Origin of the sequence: Actinacidiphila bryophytorum (assembly GCF_016916835.1) — a bacterium.
Taxonomy (GTDB): Bacteria; Actinomycetota; Actinomycetes; order Streptomycetales; family Streptomycetaceae; genus Actinacidiphila; species Actinacidiphila bryophytorum.
In genome coordinates this window covers 63,565-81,459 of the sequence record NZ_JAFFIX010000029.1, presented here as the reverse complement: position 1 = coordinate 81,459, position 17,895 = coordinate 63,565, and the positions used below count along the sequence as shown (strand labels likewise).

Sequence of the window (17,895 nt, the reverse complement as noted above, 5' to 3'; positions counted from 1 at the left end):
AGGCCTGTCACCCCGGCGGTCCGGCGGCGGGACCCCACGGTCCCCCCGCCGGACCGCCGCGGTTTTGCGCGTCGGCCTCTCAGAAGGCCCACCGCGTGTGGGTGTACACCCCGCCGTCGCGCCCGAAGCCGTACGCGGTCGACGGGGCCACCGCGAAGGCCGCCACGTCACCCTTGCGGATCGCGTCCCCGATGCCGTGGAAGGTGCCCTCGGGGGAGGTGATGTGCGCGCCGTACTTCGCCTCGTAGGCGCCGATCATCCCCTCGACGACCGCAGGATCCTCCACGCGCACCGCCGTGCCCTCGACCACGAGGTCGAGCCCCTCGGTGAGCGAGTTGCCCCCGGTGGTCAGCGCACAATGCGCGTCATGGGAGAGATTCCTGGCCTTCTGCTCCTGCGGGCCGGTGGAGAAGTACAGCACTCCCTCGTGCCAGGCGGCGATCACCGGCGTGACGTGCAGCCGCCCGTCGCTGCGTACCGTGGACAGCCAGAAGATCTCCGCGGCCTCCAACTGCCGCTGGGCCTCTGCCCATTCGGTGGCGGTGACCTCCGCGGCGCCCGGACGCGGATTGAGCGCGGAGCTGTAGCGGGCATCGAGTTCGCCCGCGGGGGTGTGTGCGGATCCCTGTTTCGGCATGACGGATCTCCTTCCTCTCCCGCGCCACATACTGCCCGCACGGAATCCGGCTCGGCGGCACGCGTGGCCGCGACCCCCGCGCGTGTCGGTACGGCCGGCCGGTGACCGGGGCTCACGCGCCGCGGCCGGCCGTGGGGTCCGCCACGAAGCGGCTGAGCCGGTAGACGGTCGGCTGCGCCAGACGGCCGCACAGCGTGTCGATCCGCATCAGCGACGCGTCGATCCCGGCCTGCAGGAGGCGGTGCACATGCGCGTGCAGCTCGGCCTCGTCGCCGGTCTCGCACACCGTCTCCCACCGCCCCCTGTCCGGGGCGGTGCGGGCGGCCAGCCGCTGCCTCTCGGCCGCCTGCCCCCGCCTCCGCTTCCCCTGCCCTGGCACCGGCCCAGCATCGCGGCTCGCCGCCGGGGCGGGCAAGTGGCCTCCGCTGGACGTGCCTACCGCCGGTAGTAGGCCTCGATCGGCAGCCGTGCCTCCGCCAGGAGCGCGGGTCCGTCCTGCGGGACCTCGGGCCAGGCCCCGGACTCGGGGTTGAGGGCGACGAGCTGATCGGTCGACAGGGCGTACACCACCCGGCCGAGACCCGAGCGGGCGATGGCTCCGGTGCACATGCCGCACGGCTGGCAGCTGGTGTACATCGTGGTGCGCGCGGCCACCTCGGGAGCCAGTTCGCGGGCCGCCCAGCGCGCCAGCTTCAGCTCCGGGTGGGCGCTGATGTCGTCGTCGCGGCGCACCGTGTTGTGCGCCTCGGCCAGAACCGCGCCGTCCGGCCCGGCGAGCAGCGACCCGTACGGCGCATCGCCCAGGGTGACGGCGTGCGCGGCGATCGCGACGGCACGCCGCAGGAGTTCCTCGTCGGCGGAAGTGGTCATTGCGCTGCCTTCCCGTGTGCGGCACCGCGCCGAGCGCCTGCCAGGCCACCTGGCGCCTGCGAGCCGGCCGCCGCTGAGCCGGTCGAGGCGTTGACGCCGCGTTCCATGATCGGATGCTATAGCGGCGCCCGTCCTGGAGTACCTGCGCACCACCGGCGAGGACCGCAGCGGCGGTCCCGGCCGCGCCTGACGGCGCCCGGACACGCACGTACGGAGGGGCTCCCCTGTGGCCCCTCCATACGTGCGGTTGAGGAGTGCCGCCGGCGTGACGTGAAGGGATTTCACCCCACGTCAGCAGCACGCCTCACCCCCTGTGATCAAGCCCCGGAGAGCACGGCCCGTCGAGGCTCGATCGCAGCAACGGCTACCCGACGCCGAGAAGCCAGGGTTCTGCGGGCTGACCCATGGTCGTGCCGCTGCCGTTGCCGAGCCACAGCCTTCCGTCGCCGCCCTTCCAGGCCACCTCGTAACCGCCGTCGGACAAGGTGACGAGGGAGGGACTGGAGGAGCTGCCGTCGGTGTCGACGCCGAGCAGCCAGGGTTCCGCGGGCTGGGCCATCGACGTGCCGCTGCCGGTACCCAGCCACAGGCGCCCGTCGCCGCCCTTCCACGCGGCCTCGTAGCCGCCGCCCGGCAGTGCCGCCAGCGACGGGCTGGTCGTGTCGGCGACGCCCAGCAGCCAGGGCTCTGCCGGTTCGGCCATGTTCGTTCCGCTGCCCGTGCCGAGCCACAGCCGGCCGTCGCCGCCCTTCCAGGCGACCTCGTAATTGCCGTTGGGCAGGATGACGAGCGAGGGGCTGGACGGGCTGCCGTCGGAGCCGACGCCGAGCAGCCAGGGCTCGGCAGGCTGGGCCATGTTCGTTCCGCTGCCGGTACCGAGCCAGAGCCTTCCGTCGCCGCCCTTCCAGGCGACCTCGTAGCCGCCATTGGGGAGTGCGGCCAGGGACGGGCTGGTCGTGTCGGCGACGCCGAGCAGCCAGGGCTCCGCCGGCTGGGCCATGTTCGTGCCGTTGCCCGTGCCGAGCCACAAGCGGCCGTCGCCGCCCTTCCAGGCGACCTCCCAACCGCCGGTCGCCAGGGCGACGATCGACGGGCTCGTGCCGGGCGCGACGCCGAGCAGCCAGGGCTCCGCGGGCTGGGCCATGTTGGTTCCGCTGCCCGTGCCGACCCACAGCCTTCCGTCGCCGCCCACCCACGCGGTGACCCAACTGCCGTCGGCCAGCGTGGCGATGGACGGCTTGGTGCCGGGCGCGACGCCGAGCAGCCAGGGGTCTGCGGGCTGGGCCATGTTGGTTCCGCTGCCGGTGCCGACCCACAGCCGCCCGTCGGCGCCCCGCCAGGCCGTGGTGTATCCGCCGCCGGGCATCGCCGTCAGGCCCGAGGAACTGCTGCGGGGCATCGCGGAGATCTTCACGCCGACCGGCCCGTAAGTGTGGTCCTGGCCGTCGATCTCGTGCGCGACGAAGGAGATCTGGTAGGTGCCGCCGGCCAGCCCGGCCGTGTTCCAGGCATAGGGGTAGTTCGACGCGCCGCCCGCCGAGGGGGTCAACTGGCCGGTGTTGTAGCCGTTCGGGCCGGTGATCACGTACCGGCCGGTGGTGATGTAGCCGGACGCGCTCGCCATGCCCGTGAGGTTGACCGTGCCGGAGACGGTCTGGCCCGCCGCGGGCGCACCGTTGGCGTCGATGGTGACACCGAAGCCGGGCGGGATCGGCGTCCACGCCGAGTCGTGCATCCAGTGCACGTCACCGGAGCCGCCGAGGACGTTCTCGACCACGCCGTTCCTGACGGGGATGCCGTCCCACTCGCCGGGCGTGGAGGGCACCTCGTTCCAGTTCTCGTGCACCATGTCGATCGAGCCGTTGCCGCTGGAGTCGACGTGGCTGGCGATGACGATGCCGGTGTGGCCGGCGCCGCTGTCGTAGTAGCTGATCACGTCGCCGGGCTGCGGGGCGGTGTGGTCGGACAGCGCATTGCCGCGCAGCACGAAACGCCCGGGGTGGATCGCGTTGAGCGCTGCCTTGAGGTTGTCGGCCTGGTCCTTGCCGTCGCCGCCGTCGTTCGAGGTCAGGCCCCAGCGCTGGATGGCGTAGCGCAAGGGGAGTTCCGCGCACTCCCACTCGTTGCTGCCCCAGCCCGTCGCGCGGTCGTCGCCATTGCTGTAACCGCAGACCTGCACGTCGGCGATCTTCTCGTTGAGCAGGCCGTACTTGCTGTTGTCGCAGGTGCCGCCGCCGTGGTTCCAGTAGCTCGACGGAGGCGCGGGCAGCGACCCGAAGGAGATCACCGGGTCGCCCGACGTCGCGGGCGTGGCCGCTGCCTCGGCGTGCGGCTGGGCTCCGGCGTTGGCGGCGGTGACGTCGACGGTCGTCGGGGCGGCCAGGTCCGCGGAGGCCAGCGCGATGCCGGTGGCGAAACCGGCGGGTACGTCCGGCTCGGCGTGCTCGGCGCGCACCACCCAGATGCGGTCGCCCGCCTCGACGACCCACTGCACCGTCAGGAGCCTGCTGGCGCCGTCGGTCTCGTGCCGGACCTGACCGGTCACCTTCTGCCCGAAAAGCGTCGCGACCGGACCTGCGGCCGAGGCGCCGCCGACCGACCGCCAGCCGGCGGCGCCGCCGGACCGGGCGACCGGGAAGTCGGACTTGGGCAGCCGCTCGCCGAAGGGCACCGCGGTGACCGAGAAGAACCGGAAAGGCCCGGTCGCCTCGGCCGAGGCGCTCTGCACCGAGTCACCGGGCCGGGCCGCGAAGGTCGCGCCGACCGGCATGCCGGGGTTGGCGACCGTGAGCGCGACGCCGTCCACGGTCATGGTGTGGCGCGCCGGCGCGGACGCGGTGTGGGCGGCCGGCCCCGGGCCGGCGGAGCCCGCAGCCTGGGCCGCGGGCATCACCCCCAGCGGGACGGCCAAGGCTGCCGCGACGACGGCGGCAGACAGGATCCGGGACGTGCGAAGCATGGACGTCTCCTCAGACGCTGATAGGTGACAAGGACGGTTCGCGGGCGCAACGGCAGGCGTGGAAGCCCTGGTTGTGGTGCGCGGCGGCCCTGCTCGCGGGTCACGGCGGCCGGGCAGCCCGGGACGCGCCGGCCTGTCGGTCCGGGACGCCGGCCTGTCGGTCCGGTACTCCGATCGTCCGCGGTGCCGGCCGGCGAAGTCCCGTACCCCGTACAAGTCCGTACACTGGCTGCGATCCGGCGGGCAGCCGGGCATGGGGGACGGCTTGGAGTGGATGGTGGAGGCAGCTGAAGGGGCGGCTCCGGATCCTTCGGAAGCCCTCGATCTGGGCGACTTCATCGAGGCGCTGGGGCGCCTTCGGCTGTGGGCGGGGGCGCCGTCGTACCGGGCTCTGGCCAAGGCGGTCGGGCCGGCGTTGAAGCCGCCGCAGGTGGTGGCGCACACGACGATCGGCGACCTGTTCCAGGCCCGGCGCCGCCGGCTGGACATCGACCTGGTCACCGCCACCGTCCGGGCACTGGGGCTGGGGGAACAGGCCGTCGCCCGGTGGCGCGCGGCCTGTGTGCGGGTGCAGGCCCAGGCGCGCGGCGGCGAAGTGGCGGACGCCGCCCGGCAGTTACCGGCGGACCTTGCGACGTTCACCGGCCGCGAGGAGCAGTTGAGGGCGCTCGCCGACGCCCTCGACGCGGCACCGCACCAGGGGCGCACCGTGGTGATCTCCGCGATCGAGGGGATGGGCGGGGTCGGCAAGACGGCACTGGCCGTGCATCTCGCGCACCGGCTCGTCGCCGCCGGGCGGTTCGCCGAGACGCAGCTGTACGTGAACCTGCGCGGCTTCGACCCCGAGCGCGAACCCGCGGACCCGGTCGAGGTCCTGGGCACCTTCCTGCGCCAACTGGGCGTCCCCGCCAAGCAGGTGCCCCACGGCGTGGACGAGCGCGCCGCGATGTTCCGCAACCGGATGTCCGGCCGCCAGGCCCTGGTCCTGCTGGACGACGCGGCCGACGAGAAGCAGGTCAGGGACCTGATCCCGGCGGGTCCCAGCTGCCTGGTCCTGATCACCAGCCGCCGCAGCCTGGCCGCGGTCGACGGCGCGACGCTGTTCCCCCTTGAGGTGTTCAGCCGCGCCGAGGCCACGGCGCTGCTGCAGCGGATCGTCGGCGCCGAGCGGGTCGCCGCCGAGGCGGCGGCCGCCGCGCGGATCGTCGAGCTGTGCGGGTGCCTGCCGCTGGCCGTGGCCCTGGCCGCCGGCCGCCTGCGCTCGCGGCCCGCCTGGACACTGGCGTACATGGCCGACCGGCTGCGCGGCGACGTCGCGGACGCGACCGCCCTGGGCAGCAGAACGCTCAGGGACGTCTTCGACCTCTCCTACCGGGGACTGCCCCCGCAGGCCCAGCGGGTCTTCCGCCTGCTGGGCCGCCATCCCGGCGTCGACTACACCGTTCCCGCGGTCGCGGCCATGGCGGACATCACCGCCCACGAGGCGGACACGCTGCTGGAACTGCTCCAGGACGAGTACCTGCTGCAGCAGAAGACCCCCGGCCGGTACGAACTCCACGACCTGCTGCGCGGATTCGCCGCACAGGCGGCCGCGGCCGAGCACACCGACGAGGGCGACGCCGCGGTGGGCCGCCTGTGCTGGTGGTTCCTGCACTCGGCCTACAACGCCGCGAAGGCCGTCGACACCCCTGACCTCCCCGCCCCCGACCGGCCTTGCGAGCACCCCCCGATGACCTTCGCCTCCTACGACGAGGCGCTGGGGTGGTTCGGCCACGAGTGGCACAACCTGATCGCGGTCCAGCACGCCGCCCGGGACCTGGGACTGCACGAGGCCGTCTGGCGGCTGGCCGTCGCACAGAAGTTCGCCGCAGCGCTGCACTACCGCTTCGCCGACTCCGTCGCCGCCCACGAGTACGCCGTGGACGCCGCCCGGGCGCTCGGCGACCGCGCCGTGGAAGCCCGCGTCACCGGCGGCCTCGGCCTGGCCCTGCGGTTCCTGGGACGGCTGGACGAGGCCGAGCGCCGCTACCGCGAGGCCCACGCGATCCTCAGCGAACTGGGGGACTGGGTGCGCATGGGGCCGGTGCTGCTCAACCTCGGCGAGGTCTCCTGCGACCGCAAGGACTACGAGCAGGCCATCGCGGCGTACACGCAGGCCCTGGAGGTCTTCGAGCGCTCCGGCGCGATCGGCGGCCGCGGAACCGCCTACCGGCTGCTCGGCTGCATCCACCAGGAGACCGGCGACCTCGACCAGGCCGAGCACTACTTCATGCTGTCGATGCAGGACAACCAGACCGTCACCGAGGCAGCCCGGGCCGACGGCACGAAGGTCGGCGACCGCCGCGGCCGCGTGAGCCTGCTCAGCCACCTGGCCGCGGTCTACCTGGCACGCGGCGAGGTCGAGCGAGCGGTCCGCGGCTACGGCGACACCGTCGACCTGGCCCGCTCGGTCGGCGACAAGTACCTCCTCGCCGACGCGTCCGACGGCTGGGGCCAGGCCCTCCTGGCCGCCGGCCGCCACCCCCAGGCTCAGGCCGCCTGGACCGAGGCCCTGACCCTCTTCACCGACATCGGCCACGACCGGGCGGCCGCGGTACGCCGGCGGCTCCACGACGTCCAGGGCGCCTGACGCCGTCACCAGGGGACCGAGCCCCCCGATCGTCGCCTCCGCGCCCTGGGTGAGCACCCGGCGGCCGTGCCCGACACTGTTTCCCGACACCTGACGGGAAGGCCCCCGATGAACCGACCCTCCGTACTCCGCTCCGCCGAGGCGCTGTACGTCCTCACGGTGGCGGGCCTGGCCACCACCGGCGCGGTACGCGGCACGGGCTGGCCGTACGGCGTGGCGATCGTCCTCACCCTGCCGTGCGGCCTCGCGGCGACCGTGCTCGTCTACGGCGGATACGCGGCCCTCAAGGGCGTGGGCGGCCTCCTGCTGGCGGCCACCCGCGCGGACGGCAGCGACGCAGCCTGGCTGACCGCGGCCAGCGGCACCCTCGACGTCGCCCTCTTCACCGCAGCGGCCGTCGCAAACGTCCTGCTGCTGGAGCGATGGAGGACGCAGCCCGGGCGGAAGGGTTCCTCCCTGGCACCACCCGCACGCCGCTAGGCTGCCGCCCATGCTGATCGCCTGGTGGGTCCTCGTCGTGGCGGCACTCGGCGGCAACCTCGCGTACTGGTTGCGCCGCGCCGTCCCCGTCCGCCGCGCATTCTCGGCCGAACACCCGGAGGAATGGGCACAGATGGGCAGCCGGGAGCAGAGCTTCCCAGGCCCGGAGGGCAACCGGATCCTCGTCTGGCACACCGTCACGTTCATCCTGCTGATCGCGGTCGGCGGCGTCGGTGCGGCCGCGATAGCCGGCAAGTTCTGAGAGAACGGCCTCCGGCCGCCGGGGGAGGACGGGGACCTACGCCAGGGGGAAGGCGGCCCGACTCCGCCACCGCCTCCCGTCGTGGACGAACAGGTCGACCGACGAGACCTGCGCGACGACGGGAAGAGCAGTGCGCAGGTCCATCTCGACCATCTCCATCACACCCTCGTCCTGCCCCTGGGCAACGGTCAGATGCGGGACCACCTCGGCGAACTGTCCCCCGAACGGCGGGCATTCGGGCCACAGCCTGGCGATTGCCTCGGTGAGGCGCTGGAAGTGATCCCCCAGATCGGGAGCGAGGTAGAGCACACCGGGGAACCGCCCGCAGCGGTCGAACCTGGCCTGGAAGGACCGGTGTTCGCCCAGCACCTCGCCGAGCGCGGCACAGACCTCCTGGTCGATCCGACCCGCGTCGAGAAAGGGGAAGAGCACGGTGACATGAGCCGGGACGCCGGCACGGGCGGAAGGGTCGAGCCGATCACGCCACGCCCCCACGACGGACTCCGCTTCCGGGACCCTCACGATCAGCCCCGACTGCCCCGCTGGGAGCCCGCGCGGGTCGTCGTCATCCATCGCACGTGTCTATCAGCACAGCGGGACTGCCGGCGAACCGATTGGACGTCCGGGGACACTGCCGGAGGGCTTCAGCGCGATCGGGGCCACACGGTCTCGTCGAGGAACTGCTCAATCCTGGTGGCTACCTGGCCGAGCACGGCTGCGGAAGCAGCGAGGGGTCCCGGAACCTCCATCCCGTGATCCGCGCCGTCGACTTCGAGCACGAAAGGCGTGAGCTCGCGCGCGACCTGTCCGTCCCACAACGCATCCGACGTTCCGCCTACGAGCAGGAACGGAGCTCGGGCGGCGCGAAGCCCCGCCACTACCAGCGGATCGGTGAGGAGCGGGGTCAGCCACACAGCCGAGAAGCCGCGTTCGGCCACGAGCGGGGCCGCGGCGCTCCCCAGCGACTTGCCGACGACGAAGACTGATCCTCCGGGAACAGCAGCTGCCGCCTCGTCAAGCACCGGCGTCGCCCGCGGCGCGACCCACTCGGAACGCTCCGAATGCTGAAGACCAGCCGGTGCTTCCCACCACGCACGATGCACCTGCGCGCCGCGCGCCGCGGCAGCGGAGGTCGCGAACAACGGAAGCGGGGCGAACGGGCCGCCCAACCCGCCAGGCAGCACGACCACGGCACGCGGAGACAGAGAGTCGATCACAACGGGAGGTTACCCGTGCGCCTCCCGGACGATCACACCCCCCGCTCCGCACCGTTCCCGCGACGCAGTGATGATCAAGTTGATGCACCATCAAAGCCTCCCGAGGGTTCGTCCTGTCCCGCGAGGGCCGCAGCCTCGCCTCTGGCGAGCGCCTGACCTGGAGGGTTATCCGGCAAGGTCCTCGACGGGCTGACGCAGAACGGTCTTCAGCTTCTCGGGGGCGGTCTTGCGGGGGTCGCTGAGGTAGACCTCATGGTGCAGGCCCGACGGCCGCAGGCCCTGGGCGGCGAGGTAGGTGTGGTGGAGTTCGTGCAGCACGGGTGCCTCGTCGTCGTACGAGCCGATGTGCAGGACCTGGGCGCTGCGGCCCTCGTGGTCGCCGGTCGCCGAGCGCTTGACGGCGAACTTGAGGGTGTAAGCGACCACGTAGAGAGCCTGGACCGCGCTGGCGTAGGCGGGAGCCGTGTTGGGGTTGCCTGCTCCGTCGACGGCGATGAACTGCTGCTCGGGAACGTCGACTATCGCCCACGCGGTGTTCTTGGGGGCGTAGAAGTCTTTCCGCTCGCGTTTGACGTCGTACACCTTCACGGTGTCTCACTTCCTCGAAGGCACGCATCGCCCGGCGATGCCCGCGTACGGCCCTGGGCGGTCGACCCCGACCCTCTCGGCTCTGTCGCCGATGCTTGCTTCTCCTGACCTACTCATCAAGTAGCTGATACGGCGGGTTGCAGCACGTCAGTGGGCGTCTGGCCATGAGGGGCAGTGCCAGTCGGAGCCGTCCGACTGTGAGGCTGGCGAAGTGGTCGATGACGGCGACGGTCCGGCCTCGATGCTGCTCGGCGATGGCTTGAAACATCTTGCCCACGCGGGTTGTGACCGCGAGTCCCTCACGATCTCCGTGGGTGGCGTTGCCGCCAACCGGCGTGTGCTCGGCAAGGTCCGCACCGACCCGAATCGGGCGACCGCCTGCCCCGGTATGGGCGGCCCTGCCGGTCCTCTCGAATCGCCGAGTCCGATCAGGCCGCGGGGCCGAGGTCTCCCTCAAGGAGCGTCTGTACGATCTGGGGCCGGTCCCAGAGGGCCAGGATCTCGTTGGCGAGGGCCACGGCGGACAGGTAGTCCTGGTGCTGCGCCGCAACGGCTGCGGCTTTGAGAGTGCGCGGGACGGCTCCGGCGTCCAGCAGGACACGCCAGTCCTGGGCGCCGAGTTCCAGGAACTCGAGTGCGGTGAGCCCGGCGACATCCAGGGGGTCGGCCAGCGTGCCGGGCATGGCGGTGAGGGTACGCAGGCGGGGGAGCCCGGCGACGGGTGCGAGGTGGAACGGTGCGCCGTCGCAAGGGTCGAGGGTGAGGACTTCCAGGGCGGGGTGGGCGGCGGCCTGGACCGTCTCGAGGTGTCCGGTGCCGACCCTGGCCACGACCGGAAGTTCGTCTTCACGGCGGTCGGGGCGTTCTTCCTGTACCCGGCCCAGAACGAAGTCGGTGAGGGAATCGGCCACGGGTTCGGCGCCGAGGGTCTCCTCGTGACTGGCGAGTATGATCTGCCCGACTCGGCCGCGCGGGCCCGGGGTCAGGTCGACCGCGAATATGTCGCCGCCGTTGGTGCCGAAGCCGATCCAGCCCGGTGAGCCGGCCAGGTCCTGCACGGCGGCGTCGGGCCGGGTGCAGATCGCCATCGTCGCGCCGAGGTCCCAGCCCAGGCATCGGGACGCCGCGTCGAGGCTGAACAGGTGCTCCACGCCGAAGGGTTCGCAGCCGACCGCCTTGTCGACGAGTCGCGCCGTCTCGAAGTCATTCTCCCAGTTCCCTCCTGCCACCCGGCAGAGCACCTTGAGCTCATCGGGCAGCGTGACGCCGAGGCGCGCTTCGGCGGCGGCGATCTCCTCCTCCGTCGCGCCCAGGGCGTCGGGCAGCCGTTCGCGGAGCGTCCGCTCCAGCAGCTCCGGATCCGCCGACGGCGCCGGTACCGCTCCGGGCGCCGGAACGGGGTGGTGGAGCCAGGGCGCGGGAAGGGCGCCGTCGGCCAGCAGGAGCACCCCCAGGCCCGCATAGGCGTAAACGGGCTCCACGGCCGGGCTCGGCCAGACCAGGCCGAGCGTGGTCCGTCCATCCGGTCGGGCCTCCGCGCTGAACGCGGCCTCCTGGACTCCGCCGCGCGCCAGCGCCGCCTGTATGTTCTGCACGGCAGTCCGAGCCGTCGGCGTCATGGAGCCGCGATAGGACATGCTCCACCCGGACTGAAAGATGCGTCCTGCCACCCGGGCCGACCGCCCGGCACGCCGCTCCGCGTCGTCCCCCAGTATGAGCCGCAGCACCGGCTCCCAGGCCGTGAAGTCGCTGACAGACGACAAGGGGGTGTTCTGATCAACCATGTGCCGACCGTACAAGCAGCCACTGCCAACGGAGGCGGCCTGCTGCGCCGGCGGAGCCCCGTCGCGGATGCCAGGGAACCGGCCACCAGTGGGCCGGTGCTGTTACCTTGCGGCCGTGGATCTCTTCTCACGCTCTTGGGCAGCATTGCGTACGGCGGTCGCCGACCTTGCGGACGAGGACTTCGCACAGCCGTCCGGCTGTACCGGCTGGCTCGTTCGCGATCTGGTGTGCCACCTGGTCATCGACGCCCAGGACGTCCTGATCACCCTCGTGACCCCGGCCGATTCGGAACCGACCCGCGACGCGGTGAGCTACTGGGAGGTCGCCGATACGCCGCCGACCGGCGACGATCCGCTCGACGCGCTGATCGTCCGGCTGGCCGCCGCGTACGAGGAGCCGTGGCTGCTCAAGTTCCACTTGGACGACGTCGGTTCCGCCGCCGGTCGCGCGGCCGAATTCGCCGATCCGGCCCTTCGGGTCAGCACCCGTGACGAGGTCCTCACCGCGGGCGACTACCTCGCCGCGTACGTCCTGGAGTGGACGCTGCACCACCTCGACCTGGCCGCGCACCTGGCCGACGTCGCCGAGCCCCCCGCGGAGGGTCTCGCCCGCTCACGCGAGCTGCTGGAGAAGATCGCCGGGGCCGCGTTCCCCGCGTCCTTCCCGGACAAGGACGCACTGCTGGTCGGCACGGGACGGCGTCCCCCGACCGACGCGGAGAAGTCCGACCTGGGCGAGCTGGCCGCGAGACTTCCATTCGTCCTCGGCTGACCGCCGTACCCACGCCACGGCCCCGGAAGGTCAGGCCGTGCTCGACTTCTTCCGTGCCCAGGGCATCGCCGTGCACGACCGGGAACCGACCGCGGTCCGGATCCGTGACGGCGAGCGGCAGCAGCTCTGCCGCCACGCAGCGGCGTGCTAGCTGTATTGCCCGGGTCTGGTGCAGGTCAAGACGTAACTCGATCGTGCACCAGACCCCCTGGCGGGGGCTGGGTGCCGTACATCCAGAGCTTGTCGTCGTAAGGGTGAAACTCGGTCCTTCCCACGTACAAGCCGCTGCTGTCCAGGGCCTCGACATAGGCGGACATCCGTTTCCTGACGAGAAGTCAGAAACATGATGGATCTGGGCATCGTCCGCGATCCCTGCCGCCCTTGACCAACTCCGGGACTCCGCGCACCCGCCCCGACTGAAGTACCAGGGCTGCTGGAGTGTCTCACCGGCGTCCCCGACCCGCATAATCCTCGCGGCGTGCGCCACGCTCTGGCCGTCGTGCTCACCCTGACGGCCTGTCAAGGGCAACGCTAAGAAGCTCCGTGCGCAACACAAGTCCCTGCCATGGGAGGACATCCCGCTCCAGGGAAGAATCAAGGTCGCCACCGTCACGGACGCCGTCCGACTACCCCGAAGCTCTGCTGCACAATGGCTGAGGTGACCTGCGCGCACCCGGCTACATATTGGAACTCTATGGGGCGCTATTGCCTCGCGATATAAGCTATTCTCCATTTCCCGCATTTGGCGGCATCGACCAGTCCGCATCATCGATCAGACGGCTTTGCGCAAACTTCACCGCATGTCGGGTCAGCCCTGGTACGGTAATGCTGATATTGAAATGGGCTCGGTCTCTTCTGAGGCCGGGTCGGTCGTAAGGCCAGAATATTTCTATGAGATCCTGACGGGCCATTTCAATCAACGAGCCGCGGGGATTGAACGGGAGCTGTCCGAACAGCGTTCCAGCGTGAACATTTCGCCCACCCGCCTTGGCGATGGCGTTCAAAACGGCAATGTCCGCATCTGAGAGGTGGCGCAGGAGTCTGGGAATGAACCACTCTCCGAGGCGCTTGTCCACTTCGCTGATTGCTACTAGTGCATCGCTGGACCGAATGTGTTCGCCTGAGGCCGTCGCCCACGCCATTTCGCCCACCATTTGAAGCATCCACGGGCTTCCCTCGCAGAATTGTGTCGCTCGTTCGAGGGAATCGCCTTTCCAGGCCACACCTTCTGCTTCTGCGGGAAGTTCGAGAACGCGACGGGATTCCAGTTGATTAAGCGGCTCAAGCCTGATGTAACGGAGGACTCCGCTACGGCTGGCGGGTGTCGTAGTGCTAAATGGGTCCCGGTCGGCTCCTTCTCCCGTCACCTGCCAAGAAGGAAAAAGGCCAGCGGCTAGGAATGAAAGTGGCAGACCGGTGCGGGCGGCTGCATGCAGAGCCGAATCCAGCACTGAATACTGCTCTTGCGGAACAGCTTGTGCCTCATCCAGCGCAAACAAAACTCCCGTGGAATGCGAACGCGCAAGCTTCCCCAGTTCAAGTATGAGCTGCCGGATATCTCGTTCGATAATTCCCGTGTCAGCAGTCCCGGTAACGGCATCTACGTCTATATCTAGCCGTATTCCACCGACGGAAATCGAGGCGAAAGCCTTGAGTATTCCGAATGCCCTCTTGATCTGCTCCGACACTCGATGGCGAGCGCTCATCTCCTTCAAGGTCTCATGCGCCATTATCGCAATGAGTGTCTTGAAGTCTCGACCTGGAATGGCTTCCTCTGCGGCAACGAACCAACCCTTATTGCGCGCGGAATTGACTAAGGAGTCGAATATAACCGTCTTTCCCGACCCGCGACCCCCGGTGATTATGGGTATATTTGCCGATCTTCCCATCGATAGGCGGTCCAGTGCGATTTCAAAATTCTCCCGAATGTCGGCGCGTCCCGCCAGTAGAGCTGGTGGGGTCCCTGGGTTGGGGGTATACGGGGATCGACGAGGGTCCATTAAAGAGATAGTAGTGGGCAACCTTCCTTGAGTCAGGCAAGTTGGGCAGATGCGACGACATGCGGCTGACCTGTTTCCACGCCCGAGCCGCTGAGGAGGGGAGCAACGGCGAGTGCCAAGGCACGCCTCGGCCGCCGTGTGGAGCAGGTATGGGGGATGATGCGTCGGCACGCACGGTCTTCCGCCGGGATCACGGCGCATCGAAAACTCCATGATCTTGGACGCCGTGCCTGCTTCGCTTCGCCTGCCACCCCACCAGGCTTCTGACCTCCCGTCACGAACCGGACGCCGTCCGACTACGCGGAAGTCCTGCGCTGCCGTCCCGTAGCGGCCTGTCTCGGCGGCTTCGCCGCCTATCCGTTGAGGCCGAGTTTCCTTTTGCCGTAGGGGGAGAAGATCGAGGCCCAGCCGGTCCAGCCTGCGTGGACTTGGGCGATCTGGGAGGGCAGAGGCATGACGGGGAGCAGGTTTCTGCCCTTGGCCCAGTTGGTGAGCAGGCCCTCGGTGGTGTCCACGGCGGAGACGACCATGGTGACCTTCGCGTCGCCGTCGGCCCAGGTGTTCCACAGCGCCCATCCCTCGGGGCGCGCTTCTACTCCCAGCCGAGCACAGGCCTGGGGGTAGGTCTCGTCGATGGCGATAGGCATGGCCTCGGGGCGGATGACGGCCACGGCGGCGAGGGGGACTTCTGGGCGGTGCGCCTCTTCCTCCAGACATCCGTCCAGGGGGAAGTGGTAGTGCCGCAGCGCCCGGCCCAGAGTGTTGACGCTGCGTTGGAGCGGCCCTTCACCTTCGGTGCCGGTGGCGTACCAGGGCTCGCCCGCGGCCACGGAGGTGACAGCTTTGGCGAGCCGTTCGATCTCGCGCAGATAATCGAGTTCGGACAGCTCTGGCCGGGTCATACAGGGCAGTGTCGCATCGCTGCATCCGACCTGCGCAGCTGTTTTCACGTCGCGCGGCCTGCTCCCCGAGCGCCGGTCACCCCGGGAGGATGCCGCTGATCGTCGTGGCGGGTGCGGCGCCTACCGCTGTCGGGCGCCCCGGTAAGCCGAGCGGCCGCCGGGTCGCCGCCGGGCCGCCGACGGGTGGGCCGGACGGTCCGGTTCCGGGCGGGGGGCGCCGCGGTCGGCTGCCGGCTCGCAAAGCGTCCCCGCTGTACCAGCGGGGGCGCTTTGCACCGGTTCACGTCCCCCCGGTTCACCTCTTGCCACCACCCCGGAAACGACGTCAGCATGAACGCGTCACGATACTGTCACATGCCGTGGTATTGACCGGAACATCATAGGAAGAAGGGGGACGTACCGCCCGAAGCTGCGCTTGCGCATGCCTCGGTGTGCCGGAGTCCGACCCTCCGGGGGGAAAATCGGTCGGCCTCCGGGAACTGTTCGTCTGCGAACGTACTTTGAGCTGGCTCCGTACATGACATGCCGACATACGACACTGGAGGCAACCATGGACTTCGATCCCCTCGCGTCCCTGCGGCAGGCCGGCAATCCGGTCGATCTGCTGAGTGATGCGCAGCGCGATGTGCTGGCGCAGCTCACGGAGGACGAGGTCGCCGTCCTCAACTCCGTCAAACTGAGGCTGGACGCGGTCGCGGACGCCGAGGTCGAGGGTCACTCCACTGCCATCAAGCTGGCGTGACGATGGGCGTGAGCTTCGGGATCCTCGGTCCGTTACAGGTGCTCCGGGACGGCTTCCCGGTGGACCCGGGATCGAGGAAGCAGCAGACGCTGCTGGCCACCCTGCTGGCCCACGCCAACGCGCGGGTCTCGTCGGACGTGCTGGTCGAGGCGCTGTGGGCGGACGATCCGCCGCGGACAGCCCGCAAGAACATCCAGGTGTACGTGTCCGCGCTGCGCCGGCTGCTGGACGGGGGGACCGGTTCGCGGATCGTCCATCAGCGCGGCGGCTACGTACTCCAGGCGTCCCCTGACGAACTGGACGCGCTCTCCTTCTTACAGCGGGCCCGGGTCGGCTCGCTGACCGAGGCGCTCGACCTGTGGCGCGGGCCGGCGCTGGACGGGTTCCGTGGTGTTCCGCCGATCGGGGATGCCGCGCGGCGGCTCGAGCGGCGCTTCCTGGAGGTCTCGGAGGACTGGGCGGAGGCGGAGATCGCGGCGGGCGCCGGGGCCGCGGCGATCGAGCGGCTCACCGAGATCGCGCAGCGCCATCCGCTGCGGGAGCGCCTGCGGATGGCGCAGATGACCGCGCTGTGCCGGGCGGGGCGGCGATCCGAGGCGCTGGCGGTGTACGACGACCTGCGCCAGGCCCTCGCCCGTGAGCTGGGGCTGCCGCCGAGCCCGGCGCTGGGGCGGTTCTACCAGTCGATGTTGCGCGAACAGGAGGACACCGAGCCCCGGTCCGCAGTGCCGCGCCGGGAGCGGTCGCACGCGCCGAACCTGCTGCCGTGGGATCTGCCGAACCTGACGGGGCGGGAGTCGGAGGCCGACGAGGTGGCGGACGTGCTGATCCGCGGGCGCAGCGGGCCGGTGGTGGTGAGCGGACCGCTCGGCGCCGGGAAGACGGCGCTGGCGATACGGGTGGCGCACCGGCTCGGCGACCACTTCTCCGACGGCCGTGTCTTCGTCCGGCTGCGCGGCGAGGACGGCAGGTTGCGGCCGTTGGAGGACGCGGTGTCCCAGCTGCCGTTCGCCAGGGCGAGGACGCCCGGTGGGCGGGCCGACCCGCGGCGGGAGTGGCAGACATGGCTCTCCCAGCGCCGGGCGCTGGTCGTCCTCGACGACGCCCGGCGGGAGTCGGAGGTGCGTCCGCTGCTGCCGGAGACCGGGGAGAGCGCGGTCATCGTCACGGCCCGGCCGGCGCTGACCGGTCTGGAGGGCGCGTACCGGGTCCGGCTGTCCACCTTCACCCCGGCCGAGGCGCTGCAGTTCCTCGGGCGGGTGATCGGTTCTGACCGGGTGACCGCGGACCGGGAGTCCGCCGAGCGCGTGGTCGCGGCGTGCGGGCTGCTGCCGCTCGGGGTGCGGCTGGCGGCGGAGCGGATGGCGTTCCTGCGCCATGTGCCGCTGCGCGAGTACGCGGCCCGGATCGCGGATCCCGGCGGTCTGGTGGACGAGCTGTGCGGGAGCGATCCGGCGGTACGCTCCCGGCTGACCGAGGCGATCGGGGACCTGCCGGGACCCGCGCACCGGGCGGTGTTCCGGCTGGGCACCCTGGCGGAGCCCGTGTTCACGCTCCAGCAGGCGGCCGCGGTCCTGGAGGCCGAGACCGGTACGGCGATCCGGCTGCTGGAGACGCTGCTGGAGGCCGGCATCCTCACCGTCGTCGGCGGAGAGGGGGCCGCGGACACCGTGCGGTACGAAATGCCCCGGCTTCCCTTCGCGGTGTTCGTGAGCGGGCGTCATACCGTTTTCGAACCGGTGGAAAGTCGTTGGCATACCGGGGCCTCATAGCTTCCTTCTGGGGCGGTGTCGCGGACGCCGCCGAAGCGAAGGAGGACCTCATGCCCGAGGAAGTGAACCCGGAGAGCGCCGAGACCGAGGCCACCGAGACCGAGGAGGTCGAGGTCGTCGCCCACGAGTTGGGCGAAGAGGGCGTTGTCGAGCCCGACTGGTGCGTCACGAACAACAGCTCCGAGCTCTGATCAACTGGTGACCCGGCCGACGGCAGTTCCTGCCGGAAGCCGGGTGGCCCCTGGGGTGCGCTCCGCACGTTTCGAGCGCACCCCAGCCGC

17 protein-coding genes are annotated in these 17,895 nt (G+C 70.6%); 7 read left to right on the top strand and 10 right to left on the bottom strand.

Translation table 11 applies throughout. The annotated features are described in order from the left end of the window. Positions 1–79 precede the first annotated feature (79 nt). The 4 genes from JT723_RS30610 to JT723_RS30595 form a co-directional block, all read right to left on the bottom strand. Positions 80–637 carry a pyridoxamine 5'-phosphate oxidase family protein gene (locus JT723_RS30610; RefSeq protein WP_205048103.1) on the bottom strand — a complete coding sequence of 186 codons (558 nt, stop codon included), beginning with the start codon at positions 635–637 and terminating at the stop codon, positions 80–82. 112 nt (positions 638–749) lie between these two features. Further along, a complete protein-coding gene (locus tag JT723_RS30605) occupies positions 750–1,016 on the bottom strand; it encodes a hypothetical protein (protein ID WP_205048102.1) in 267 nt (88 codons plus the stop codon). Between the two features lie 56 nt (positions 1,017–1,072). Continuing rightward, positions 1,073–1,507, bottom strand: a complete 435-nt coding sequence (locus JT723_RS30600) for a nucleoside deaminase (RefSeq protein WP_205048101.1) — start codon at positions 1,505–1,507, stop codon at positions 1,073–1,075. 364 nt (positions 1,508–1,871) lie between these two features. After that, entirely contained in the window at positions 1,872–4,466 is a 2,595-nt protein-coding gene (locus tag JT723_RS30595; RefSeq protein ID WP_205048100.1) for a CHAP domain-containing protein, read from the bottom strand. 253 nt (positions 4,467–4,719) lie between these two features. On the opposite strand from JT723_RS30595, the gene JT723_RS30590 reads away from it, so the two are divergent. The 3 genes from JT723_RS30590 to JT723_RS30580 all read left to right on the top strand — a co-directional run bounded on the left by JT723_RS30590 (position 4,720) and on the right by JT723_RS30580 (position 7,837). Continuing rightward, positions 4,720–7,095, top strand: a complete 2,376-nt coding sequence (locus JT723_RS30590; protein ID WP_205048099.1) for an ATP-binding protein — start codon at positions 4,720–4,722, stop codon at positions 7,093–7,095. A 108-nt stretch (positions 7,096–7,203) separates the two neighbouring features. Further along, complete coding sequence (locus JT723_RS30585) at positions 7,204–7,575, top strand: hypothetical protein (RefSeq protein WP_205048098.1); 372 nt, start codon at positions 7,204–7,206, stop codon at positions 7,573–7,575. A 10-nt stretch (positions 7,576–7,585) separates the two neighbouring features. Next, positions 7,586–7,837 carry a hypothetical protein gene (locus JT723_RS30580; RefSeq protein ID WP_205048097.1) on the top strand — a complete coding sequence of 84 codons (252 nt, stop codon included), beginning with the start codon at positions 7,586–7,588 and terminating at the stop codon, positions 7,835–7,837. Between the two features lie 36 nt (positions 7,838–7,873). Here the strand turns inward: JT723_RS30580 and JT723_RS30575 are convergent, their stop codons facing one another. The 4 genes from JT723_RS30575 to JT723_RS30560 all read right to left on the bottom strand — a co-directional run bounded on the left by JT723_RS30575 (position 7,874) and on the right by JT723_RS30560 (position 11,426). Further along, the gene (locus JT723_RS30575; protein ID WP_205048096.1) at positions 7,874–8,410 is read right to left on the bottom strand and encodes a 2'-5' RNA ligase family protein; all 537 of its coding nucleotides are present in this window, start codon (positions 8,408–8,410) and stop codon (positions 7,874–7,876) included. A 71-nt stretch (positions 8,411–8,481) separates the two neighbouring features. Continuing rightward, positions 8,482–9,054 (bottom strand): alpha/beta hydrolase family protein, encoded by a 573-nt coding sequence (locus tag JT723_RS30570; RefSeq protein ID WP_205048095.1) that lies wholly within the window; start codon positions 9,052–9,054, stop codon positions 8,482–8,484. A 165-nt stretch (positions 9,055–9,219) separates the two neighbouring features. Beyond that, complete coding sequence (locus JT723_RS36305) at positions 9,220–9,642, bottom strand: GyrI-like domain-containing protein (protein WP_205048094.1); 423 nt, start codon at positions 9,640–9,642, stop codon at positions 9,220–9,222. Between the two features lie 428 nt (positions 9,643–10,070). Beyond that, entirely contained in the window at positions 10,071–11,426 is a 1,356-nt protein-coding gene (locus JT723_RS30560; RefSeq protein WP_240166425.1) for an SMI1/KNR4 family protein, read from the bottom strand. 115 nt (positions 11,427–11,541) lie between these two features. Between JT723_RS30560 and JT723_RS30555 the strand changes: the two genes are divergently transcribed. Then, the gene (locus JT723_RS30555; RefSeq protein WP_205048093.1) at positions 11,542–12,198 is read left to right on the top strand and encodes a maleylpyruvate isomerase N-terminal domain-containing protein; all 657 of its coding nucleotides are present in this window, start codon (positions 11,542–11,544) and stop codon (positions 12,196–12,198) included. Between the two features lie 722 nt (positions 12,199–12,920). Here JT723_RS30555 and JT723_RS30550 read toward each other — a convergent pair. Beyond that, on the bottom strand, positions 12,921–14,198 hold the full coding sequence (locus JT723_RS30550) for an ATP-binding protein (RefSeq protein ID WP_205048092.1): 1,278 nt from the start codon (positions 14,196–14,198) through the stop codon (positions 12,921–12,923). 353 nt (positions 14,199–14,551) lie between these two features. Further along, a complete protein-coding gene (locus tag JT723_RS30545; protein ID WP_205048091.1) occupies positions 14,552–15,100 on the bottom strand; it encodes a hypothetical protein in 549 nt (182 codons plus the stop codon). Between the two features lie 550 nt (positions 15,101–15,650). On the opposite strand from JT723_RS30545, the gene JT723_RS30540 reads away from it, so the two are divergent. From JT723_RS30540 to JT723_RS30530, 3 genes are read left to right on the top strand one after another with little or no spacing between them, the layout of a single operon-like run. Beyond that, on the top strand, positions 15,651–15,842 hold the full coding sequence (locus JT723_RS30540; protein ID WP_205048090.1) for an aroma-sacti cluster domain-containing protein: 192 nt from the start codon (positions 15,651–15,653) through the stop codon (positions 15,840–15,842). 2 nt (positions 15,843–15,844) lie between these two features. Continuing rightward, on the top strand, positions 15,845–17,614 hold the full coding sequence (locus JT723_RS30535; protein ID WP_205048119.1) for an AfsR/SARP family transcriptional regulator: 1,770 nt from the start codon (positions 15,845–15,847) through the stop codon (positions 17,612–17,614). A 50-nt stretch (positions 17,615–17,664) separates the two neighbouring features. Next, complete coding sequence (locus JT723_RS30530; RefSeq protein ID WP_205048089.1) at positions 17,665–17,805, top strand: hypothetical protein; 141 nt, start codon at positions 17,665–17,667, stop codon at positions 17,803–17,805. The last annotated feature ends 90 nt before the right edge of the window (positions 17,806–17,895 follow it).

What these genes read in the sequence shown, in the direction of transcription:
- JT723_RS30610 (WP_205048103.1), bottom strand. Translation starts at nt 637, where the DNA reads ATGCCGAAACAGGGATCCGCACACACCCCCGCGGGCGAACTCGATGCC.
- JT723_RS30600 (WP_205048101.1), bottom strand. Translation starts at nt 1,507, where the DNA reads ATGACCACTTCCGCCGACGAGGAACTCCTGCGGCGTGCCGTCGCGATC.
- JT723_RS30595 (WP_205048100.1), bottom strand. Translation starts at nt 4,466, where the DNA reads ATGCTTCGCACGTCCCGGATCCTGTCTGCCGCCGTCGTCGCGGCAGCC.
- JT723_RS30590 (WP_205048099.1), top strand. Translation starts at nt 4,720, where the DNA reads ATGGGGGACGGCTTGGAGTGGATGGTGGAGGCAGCTGAAGGGGCGGCT.
- JT723_RS30585 (WP_205048098.1), top strand. Translation starts at nt 7,204, where the DNA reads ATGAACCGACCCTCCGTACTCCGCTCCGCCGAGGCGCTGTACGTCCTC.
- JT723_RS30580 (WP_205048097.1), top strand. Translation starts at nt 7,586, where the DNA reads ATGCTGATCGCCTGGTGGGTCCTCGTCGTGGCGGCACTCGGCGGCAAC.
- JT723_RS30575 (WP_205048096.1), bottom strand. Translation starts at nt 8,410, where the DNA reads ATGGATGACGACGACCCGCGCGGGCTCCCAGCGGGGCAGTCGGGGCTG.
- JT723_RS30560 (WP_240166425.1), bottom strand. Translation starts at nt 11,426, where the DNA reads ATGGTTGATCAGAACACCCCCTTGTCGTCTGTCAGCGACTTCACGGCC.
- JT723_RS30550 (WP_205048092.1), bottom strand. Translation starts at nt 14,198, where the DNA reads ATGGACCCTCGTCGATCCCCGTATACCCCCAACCCAGGGACCCCACCA.
- JT723_RS30545 (WP_205048091.1), bottom strand. Translation starts at nt 15,100, where the DNA reads ATGACCCGGCCAGAGCTGTCCGAACTCGATTATCTGCGCGAGATCGAA.
- JT723_RS30540 (WP_205048090.1), top strand. Translation starts at nt 15,651, where the DNA reads ATGGACTTCGATCCCCTCGCGTCCCTGCGGCAGGCCGGCAATCCGGTC.
- JT723_RS30535 (WP_205048119.1), top strand. Translation starts at nt 15,845, where the DNA reads ATGGGCGTGAGCTTCGGGATCCTCGGTCCGTTACAGGTGCTCCGGGAC.
- JT723_RS30530 (WP_205048089.1), top strand. Translation starts at nt 17,665, where the DNA reads ATGCCCGAGGAAGTGAACCCGGAGAGCGCCGAGACCGAGGCCACCGAG.